Source organism: Marinobacter sp. bablab_jr008, from assembly GCF_016464145.1.
Lineage (GTDB): Bacteria > Pseudomonadota > Gammaproteobacteria > Pseudomonadales > Oleiphilaceae > Marinobacter > Marinobacter nauticus.
This window is the reverse complement of sequence record NZ_JACDWW010000037.1, coordinates 256638-265917: the sequence shown is the minus strand read 5'-3', so window position 1 is coordinate 265917 and position 9280 is coordinate 256638. Positions and strand designations below refer to the sequence as shown.

The 9280-nt window shown below is 55.7% G+C and carries 6 protein-coding genes; 1 reads left to right on the top strand and 5 read right to left on the bottom strand.

Translation table 11 applies throughout. From position 1 onward, the window contains the following. Positions 1-333 precede the first annotated feature (333 nt). Complete coding sequence (locus JIF53_RS03335; RefSeq protein WP_049756860.1) at positions 334-1095, bottom strand: pilin; 762 nt, start codon at positions 1093-1095, stop codon at positions 334-336. Beyond that, positions 1065-1541: a M48 family metallopeptidase gene (locus tag JIF53_RS03330; RefSeq protein WP_049756858.1), complete on the bottom strand. Its 477-nt coding sequence runs from the start codon at positions 1539-1541 to the stop codon at positions 1065-1067. The genes JIF53_RS03335 and JIF53_RS03330 overlap by 31 nt, the downstream gene beginning before the upstream one ends. A 341-nt stretch (positions 1542-1882) precedes the next feature. Here JIF53_RS03330 and JIF53_RS03325 point away from each other — a divergent pair, with 341 nt between their 5' ends. Further along, positions 1883-2758 carry an NAD(P)-dependent oxidoreductase gene (locus JIF53_RS03325; protein ID WP_199451824.1) on the top strand — a complete coding sequence of 292 codons (876 nt, stop codon included), beginning with the start codon at positions 1883-1885 and terminating at the stop codon, positions 2756-2758. A gap of 64 nt (positions 2759-2822) precedes the next feature. Here the strand turns inward: JIF53_RS03325 and topA are convergent, their stop codons facing one another. From topA to fadB, 3 genes are all read right to left on the bottom strand, one after another. Further along, the gene (gene topA / locus JIF53_RS03320; protein ID WP_199451823.1) at positions 2823-5462 is read right to left on the bottom strand and encodes a type I DNA topoisomerase; all 2640 of its coding nucleotides are present in this window, start codon (positions 5460-5462) and stop codon (positions 2823-2825) included. A 265-nt stretch (positions 5463-5727) separates the two neighbouring features. Next, positions 5728-6903, bottom strand: a complete 1176-nt coding sequence (gene fadA / locus JIF53_RS03315; RefSeq protein WP_011784654.1) for an acetyl-CoA C-acyltransferase FadA — start codon at positions 6901-6903, stop codon at positions 5728-5730. A gap of 32 nt (positions 6904-6935) precedes the next feature. Next, positions 6936-9083, bottom strand: a complete 2148-nt coding sequence (gene fadB, locus JIF53_RS03310) for a fatty acid oxidation complex subunit alpha FadB (RefSeq protein ID WP_199451822.1) — start codon at positions 9081-9083, stop codon at positions 6936-6938. Positions 9084-9280 lie beyond the last annotated feature (197 nt).

Here is a 9280-nt window from a genome sequence, read left to right as displayed (position 1 = left end):
GCCGACCTTCGCTACACTCAAGAGAATGCTGAATAAAGGGAGATTTACCTGCTGGGGTCTGAGTTCTGCCAGTAGTGAATACAGTCTGGGGGTGCTGAGTTACAACCTGATGCGGGCGATCAACGTGCTGGGCGTGAAGGGTATGCTGGCAAGGCTGGCTTGAGGCACTTAGGCCTCTTTATTGCCTGGAAATATAGGCTGATTGAAAACAAAAATGCCCCGGACGATGTCCGAGGCATTTTGTGGGCCTGCTCAGAAGCTATGTAAATCGTGTTTTTACACAGCCTCGACTTCAGCGGCTTTTTTTCATTTCCCGGTCAGTCTTTCACCATGCTAACGACAGTCCGCCGGCAGTAGTTTTTCAACAGCGTTCTGACCATAGCAACTCCAGAATAACCCGTTATCGGTGACCTCCGGTTCCAGAACGATGTATTCCGACTCTCCGGTTTCATCAACCCCCATCTCAATGCCGATCACACCACCGTCATAGACATCGATAGTATAGTCTTCACCAGAGCCCCCGAAGGTACCGCCATAACCAAGCTCCGCCATCGAGCCGGGCCAGGCCTGGTGTTCACTGACATAGGCATCGACAGAATCCGTAACCCCCAAGCCTTCCAGGTAGGCATCCTGATAGCGACTTCTCTCTACGTATTCCTGATACTGAGGAATCGCAACAGCGGCAAGTATGCCGACAATGGCCACCATCACGAGCAAGGACGCAGCCCCTCCCCCAACCCCGAGCCTCGGGACGAACAGAGCGAAGAACCAGGCTAACTTGCTCCGCCCCGGGTGAGATACTTCACGCCCTTCCGACAGGGCAATGGCCGCTGCCATTCGCTTGGTGAGCCAGGGGTAGTCTCCCGTTATTTCGTTGAAGGACATCCAGAAGCCGTTGGTCACAGCCACTTGCCCTACAAATGCGTCCACGTTGATGGTTTGCCAGCGGGTATCGCCAGCAGCGATTGCTGCCAGCGCTGCCTTGATGTCCTCCGGTGACTGACAGCAGGCTACACCGTAGCGATCACACGTGTATTCTTCGGCACGCCGCAACGCCGGCCCGATTACAGGCAGCCAGGCAGCGGGTGCCAGCACCGCGGCCCCCAGGAAAGATGGCGCCGGTGAATATGACCCAACTCATGACCGATGTAGAAATCAATAGCGTCCGGGCGCTCTTCCAACGCATCAACAACATCAGTGAACAGCACAACAAAATGCCGTCCAAGAAACTTGGTCGCAAGTGCATTGAAAAAGTCCGTCCGCAGGAGGTAGGCTTCCGGCACCTCCTTTACCCCAACCTTTTCGCAACAACGAATAAGCCGGTCATAGAGATCCGGATATTGCTCGCGACTGATTCGCACCCCAGACCCCTTCAGGTGTGAGATGAAAGCCGAATGGGCAAAGAGAAAGAACACGTACCCCACCAACAGATACAGCAATACAATACCGAGCGTCCCCAGTATCAGAGCCAGCCAGATGGCCACAGCAAGCACCGCCGTCACCAGCAGCAACGGTTTTTCATGTTTGTATACCAGATTCATTTACTTCCCTCACGAATAAACTACAGGCGGCATCACGGCCTCCCCCATTCGCTGAACAACAAGGATAAGAAGCACCGGGAGACCCAAAAACTGGTTTCTCACGGCCTGTAAGCATCCATGCGGCTAGCCTGCTAAGTATAAGAAGGCCTGGAAGCGCCTGCTATCGTATGCGCCTGAAATAGGCAGATAGTTTACCGGTCTGTGATTAGCGTCATGCCTGCATTGAGCATTCTGTGAGCCCAGACCAATGGATACCCCGCGAACGGTCGAAAAGGGTTTCAATCCTTTCGGCTCGATTTCATAATCAAAGCACACTGACACTCACCGACTGGAGTAAATCAATGACAACAACGGTAGCGTTTATTGGCCTGGGCGTAATGGGTTATCCCATGGCGGGGCATTTGGCAAACGCAGGACTTTCTGTCCGTGTCTGGAACCGGTCTGGCGAGAAGGCAACACAATGGGCGTCAGAACATTCAGGCGCCGCCTGTGATTCGATCGCGCTCGCTGTCAGAGACGCAGATTTTGTCATAACCTGTGTTGGCGCTGACAAAGATCTGATCGAAGTATTTGAAGGCGACGAGGGAATCATCGCAAACGCTCCAGAGGGCGCCATCCTGATTGACCACACGACGGCATCTGCGGGGATTGCCGAACGCCTGGCCGAGTCCGCTGGCGCCCGCAAACAGGCTTTTATCGATGCGCCGGTTTCGGGTGGTCAGCAAGGCGCCCAGAATGGCGCACTCACCATCATGTGTGGCGGCGCCGAGCAGGCGTTCGAAAAAGCCAGGCCGGTCATGGCGCACTACGCTCGCGCGCTCAACCTGATGGGCCCGGCGGGCAGCGGACAGAAAACCAAGATGGTTAACCAGATTGCCATTGCCGGTTTGGTTCAGGGGCTTTCAGAGGCGCTGCACTTTGCCGAACAGGCAGAGCTGGATGTACGCAAAGTGGTGGATGTGATTTCCAAAGGTGCAGCCCAGTCCTGGCAGATGGAAAACCGTTCGGGAACCATGATTGACGGTGAGTTCAATCACGGGTTTGCGGTTGACTGGATGCGAAAGGATCTGGGGATCTGCCTGGAGGAGGCGAGAAAAGTGAATGCGTCGCTGCCGGTTACCGCACTGGTAGACCAGTTCTACGCAGACGTGCAATCCATGGGCGGGCGGCGCTGGGACACATCGTCTCTCATACAGCGACTACGCAAATTCCGTTAACGCGGCGTATACGAGAATAACGCACCCTCGCCTTCTCAAAGGCGGGGGTGCGCCCCCATCTGGCCTACTTTTTCTTGTCTCGCGGCACCCAGCGTCCATTTTCATACCACGCTGACCACCCCGTCGCCTTGCCGTCTTTCTCCGACATGACGTACTGCTCTTTGGATTTTCGGCTATAACGAATTACCGTCGGGTTGCCTTCCGGATCCTTTTCCGGGGCATCCATCAGATAATCGTATTTCGGGTCGATTTCCTTGCGGTGCGGCTTGATCTCCATCACCAGTGGCGGCCGGGTTTCCCGATTTTTCGGGAACTTGCTGGCTGCCAAAAACAGGCCGGACGCCCCATCACGAAGTACGTAGGTATCGTCCACCTTATCGCACTTGAGCTCTGGCATCGGCACCGGGTCCATTTTGGGGGGTGCCGGCTCACCATTTTTCAGCAACTTACGGGTGTTCTTGCATTCGCTGTTAGTACAACCGAAGTACTTGCCGAATCGGCCGGTCTTGAGCTGCATCTCGGAGCCACACTTGTCACACTCCAGCGTCGGCCCATCATAACCTTTGATACGGAACGTACCCTCTTCAACCTCGTACCCTGAGCAGTCCGGATTGTTACCACACACGTGCAGCTTGCGCTTCTCGTCGATCAGGTAGCTATCCATGGCCGTTCCGCATTTCGGACAGCGGCGTTTTTTCCGGAGCAGTCGGGTTTCGCCTTCCCCTTCCACGTCGTCGTCAGCGCTCACCACTTCGTCACCAGACACAAGGTTAATGGTGGTCTTGCAGCGCTCCTTGGGTGGCAGCGAATAGCCGGAGCAGCCCAGGAACACCCCGGTACTGGCCACCCGGATCTGCATATTCCGGCCACAGCTCGGGCACGGTATATCGGTTTCCGTGGGTGTATTGGCGCGCATACCGCCATCCGTCTTTTCAGCGCTTTCCAGCTGATTACGGAATTTAGCGTAGAAGTCATTCAGTACTTTTTTCCACTGAACCTCGCCCTCGGCGATCTCGTCCAATTCATCTTCGAGCCGCGCAGTGAAATCGTAATCCATCAGATTCGGGAAGGACTCCGCCAGTCGTTCGGTAACGATCTCCCCCATCTTCTCCGCGTAGAAGCGGCGATTCTGAAGCTTTACGTAGCCCCGATCCTGAATAGTAGAAATGATGGAGGCATAGGTGGACGGCCGGCCGATCCCCTGCTTTTCGAGCTCTTTGACCAGGCTGGCTTCGGTGTACCGGGGCGCCGGCTTGGTAAAATGCTGGGTCGGATCCAGTTTCTTGAGATCCAGGGGCTGATCCACCTTGATATCCGGCAAAGCCACGTCTTCATCTTTCTTGGTGGATTGCGGCGCAGCCTTCAGGAAGCCGTCAAACTTGACGATTCGCCCCCGGGTGCGCAGCTCGTAGTCGCCGTTGGCCACCACAATAGAGGTACTCAGGAATTCGGCGTCTGCCATCTGACAGGCAATAAACTGGCGCCAGATCAGGTCGTAGAGCTTCTCTGCGTCCTTTTCCAGGCCGGTAATATCCGTTGGCCTGCGAGCAACATCGGTCGGGCGAATCGCTTCGTGAGCTTCCTGGGCGCCCTCCTTGCTGCCATAGACCCGCGGCTTCTCAGGCAGATAACGTTCGCCAAACTGCTTCTGGACGAAGTCACGACAGCTGGATACGGCATCCTGGCTCAGATTGGTGGAATCCGTACGCATGTAGGTAATGAAACCGGCCTCGTACAATCGCTGGGCCAGCATCATGGTTTTCTTGACGCTGAAACCCATGCGGTTACTGGCCGCCTGCTGCAGCGTGGAGGTAATAAAGGGGGCAGACGGACGGGATCGGGTCGGCTTGTCTTCGCGCTTGGCCACCTTGAAGCCGCCAGCCTTGAGCCGCTCAACGTGCTCCTTGCTCTGAGCTTCGTTGACAGGGCGGTAGGGCTTGTCGATATAACGGGTTACTTCGAACCGGACCGGGTCTTTGGCGCCCTCGGCAGCCAGGTCTGCATGCAATTGCCAGAACTCTTCCGGCACAAACTTACGGATCTCCCGCTCCCGTTCCACTATCAGTCGTACGGCGACGGATTGCACACGGCCCGCAGACAGACCGCGGGCAATCTTTGCCCACAACAGCGGCGAGACCATATAACCCACAACGCGGTCCAGGAACCGGCGGGCTTGCTGAGCGTTCACCCGGTTGTTATCCAGGTTGCCCGGATCCTTGAAAGCTTCCTGAATCGCCCGTTTGGTAATCTCGTTGAACACCACACGACGGTATTTGTCCGGCTCGCCGCCAATGGTCTCCTGAAGGTGCCAGGCAATCGCCTCCCCCTCTCTATCCAAATCCGTTGCCAGATAGATGTGGTCGGCAGACTTGGCCAAACGCTTGAGCTCGCTGACCACCTTTTCCTTGCCGGGCAGAATCTCGTAACGGGCGCTCCAGTCATGGTCGGGATCAACACCCATGCGGGCTACCAATTGCTCCCGTGCCTTACGCTTCTTGTGCTCGGCTTTCTCGTCCGGGCTCATCTTGCGCGTGGCCGCCGCCTGTTTCGCCCGTTCTTTCGGGTCTGACTGGCTGCCGCTGCCACTTACGGGCAGGTCACGGATGTGGCCAACACTGGACTTCACGATAAAATCCGAGCCCAGGTACTTGTTGATGGTCTTCGCTTTCGCTGGCGACTCGACAATAACGAGACTTTTACCCATATCGGAGATCTGTATCCTTGGCGATCAATCGGTCAATATCTGAACAGAACCGTAAACTCGCATAAAAATCAGGCAACTGGAAAACACAAAGGCTGCCATTCTGTATAGGCTCACTGTTTTACAGGGTCAAGATTGGCAAGACAACCCATTCTTTGATTTCAATCAGCCTTTTTTCCGGGTTCCGTCGCATTTTGCGCGTCCGGAAACAGGAAGGCCCGGCATATGCCGGGCCTCCTGACTGAGCTCACTAATCAGATACTCCTGATCAGATACGCTCCCACACAGTGGCAATGCCCTGACCAAGACCGATACACATGGTGGATACACCAAGCTTACCGCCTTTGGCCTGCATGATATTCAGCAGTGTGGTGGAGATACGGGCACCGGAGCAGCCCAGCGGATGGCCAAGAGCAATCGCGCCGCCGTTCAGGTTCACCTTCTCTTCCATGACGCCCAGCAGTTTCAGGTCTTTCAGAACCGGCAGGGACTGGCCAGCAAAGGCCTCGTTCAGTTCCCAGAAGTCGATATCTTCAACTTTCAGGCCTGCACGCTTCAGGGCCTTCTTGGTGGCCGGTACCGGGCCGTAACCCATGATCGCGGGATCGCAACCAGCCACGGCCATGCTGCGGATCTTGGCAATCGGGGTCAGACCCAGAGCTTCTGCCCGCTCGGCGGACATCAGCACCATGGCAGACGCACCATCGGTCAACTGGGAAGAGGTACCGGCAGTCACCGTACCATTTTTCGGATCGAACGCCGGGCGCAGCTGGCCAAGGGACTCAGCTGTAGTTTCCGGACGAATGGTCTCGTCTTCTTCGATCAGCTTCACAAAGCCGTTTTCGTCGTGACCTTCAATCGGAACGATTTCGTTCTTGAAGCGGCCTTCCTGGGTGGCCTCGTGGGCCAGGCGATGGGAACGGGCGCCGAACTCGTCCTGCTGCTCACGGGTGATACCGTGCATCTTGGCCAGCATTTCCGCGGTCAGGCCCATCATGTTGGACGCCTTGGCGGAGTACTTGGAAGCAGCCGGGTTGTGGTCGAAACCTTCGGTCATGGGTACGTGGCCCATGTGCTCAACACCACCGACCAAGAACACATCACCGTTACCAGTCTGGATAGCCTGCGCCGCGGTGTGGATAGCGCTCATGGCGGAACCACACAGACGGTTTACGGTCTGGGCAGCAGACTCGTGGGGGATACGGGTCAGCAGGGAAATCTGCCGCGCCACGTTAAAGCCCTGCTCCTTGGTCTGGTTTACACAGCCCCAGATCACATCTTCTACTTCTTTCGGGTCGAGCTTCGGGTTGCGCTCAAACAGTGCTTCAATCAGCGCAGCCGACAAAGTCTCGGCACGTACGTTGCGGAAACAGCCGTTTTTGGCACGACCCATCGGAGTCCGCACGCAATCGACGACGACAACGTCTCTCGGATTAAGGCTCATAGATCTTTCTCCGTTCGGAAATCTCGTTAGGGTTAGCCAAAGAACTTCTTGCCAGTCTTGGCCATTTCACGCAGCTTCTCGGTCGGCGCGTACAGCGGGCCAAGATCTGCGTACTTGTCTGCCAGTTCGACGAACTTGTCGACGCCCATGTCGTCGATGTAGCGCAATGCACCACCACGGAACGGAGGGAAGCCGATACCGTAGATCAGGCCCATGTCTGCATCGGCCGGGTCTTCAACAATGTTGTCTTCCAGGCAGCGAACGGTTTCCAGGCACAGAGGAATCATCATGCGGGCGATGATTTCTTCTTCATCGAAGTCTTTGCTGCCGTCAACCACAGGCTCGATCAGCTTGTAGGTTTCTTCGTCGACAACCTTCTTCGGCTTGCCCTTCTTGTCTTCTTCGTATTTGTAGAAGCCCTTGTCGTTCTTCTGGCCGTAACGGTTGTTCTCGAACATCACGTCAATGGCAGACTTGAAGTCGGCCTTCATGCGCTCGGGGAAACCGTCAGCCATAACTTCGTTGGCGTGCTTGGCGGTATCCATGCCGACAACGTCCAGCAGGTAAGCCGGGCCCATGGGCCAGCCGAACTTTTCCATCACCTTGTCGATCTTCTGGAAATCGGCACCGTCACGTACCAGCGCGGCAAAACCACCGAAGTACGGGAACAGAACACGGTTAACCAAGAAGCCCGGGCAGTCGTTTACGACGATCGGGGTCTTGCCCATCGCTTTGGCGTAGGCAACCGTAGTCGCGATAGCGCGGTCACTGGTCTTCTCGCCACGGATAACCTCAACCAGCGGCATCATGTGCACCGGGTTGAAGAAGTGCATGCCACAGAAGTTCTCCGGACGCTTCAGGTTTTTGGCCAGAAGGTTGATAGAGATAGTGGAGGTGTTGGAGGTAAGAATGGTGTCTTCGCGAACCGCATCTTCAGTTTCACGCAGAACAGCATCTTTCACCTTCGGATTCTCAACAACGGCTTCAACCACCAGGTCGACGTTCTTGAAGTCGCCGTAGTTGAGGGTCGGAGTGATCGCGTTCAGAACGTCACCCATCTGGCCGGCGTCCATCTTGCCCTTGGCAACACGCTTGGACAGCAGCTTCTTGGCTTCATTCAGGCCAAGCTTGATGCCGTCCTGATTGATGTCCTTCATGATGATCGGTGTACCTTTCAGTGCAGACTGGAACGCAACACCGCCACCCATGATTCCGGCACCCAGTACAGCGGCCAGATTCACATCAGAAGCTTCTTTTTCCCAGGCACTGGCTTTCTTCTTCAGGGCCTGGTCGTTCAGGAACAGACCAACCAGACACGCGGCAACATTGGTCTTGGCCATCTTGGCAAAGCCTTTGGCCTCAACCTCAATCGCCTTGTCGCGGGTCATGCCGGCATGCTTCTGCATGGTCTTGATCGCTTCCACCGGCGCCGGGTAGTTCTTGCCAGCCTTGCCGGCCACGAACGCCTTGGAAATCTCGAATGCCATCATGCTTTCCATGGCATTGAGCTTGATCTTGCCTTTCTTTTCTTCACGGCGAGCCAGGTTGTCCAGCTTGCCTTCGTTGCACTGGTTGATGATGGCAACGGCTGCGTCGACCAGCTTGTCAGCGCCTACAACAGCGTCAACAGCACCGGTTTTCAGAGCGGCATCAGCGCGGTTTTCAGTACCACCAGCAATCCACTCAACCGCATTGTCCACACCAACCAGGCGGGACAGGCGAACAGTACCGCCAAAGCCCGGGAAAATACCCAGCTTCACTTCCGGCAGACCTACCTTGGCCTTGGGAGCCATGACACGATAGTCGGTCGCCAGGCACATTTCGAAACCACCACCCAGAGCGATACCGTTGATAGCGGTAACCGTCGGGAACGGCAGATCTTCAATGGCGTTGAATACTTCGTTGGCCTTGAGGTTGTTGGCCACGAGGTCTTCCTCGGAACCGGCAAACAGCTCGGTAAACTCGGTGATATCAGCACCGACAATGAAGCTGTCCTTGGAGCTGGTTACTACCAGGCCTTTCAGGTTCTTCTGGGATTTGAGTGCTTCAGCTGCGGCGCCCAGCTCTTCGATGGTGAGACGGTTGAACTTGTTGACTGACTCGCCTTGCAAGTCGAAGTCCAACTGAGCGATCCCGCCTTCGATCTCTTTAACCGTGATGGCTTTACCTTCGTAAATCATCAACTGATCTCCAGTCTGTGTTTGGAACTGCTGACAACCGGCGGGCGTTGGTCACCATGCCGGCTGTTTGTGCAGCGAGATTTCGGTCACTGCCCGATCTTCCGATCCAAAAATTCATACAGTCGTTTGAATCGTGAGGGCACACGATGAAAAAAAAAGACGCGTTTGTCAATTTGTTTCTGAATGAAACCTGTAGA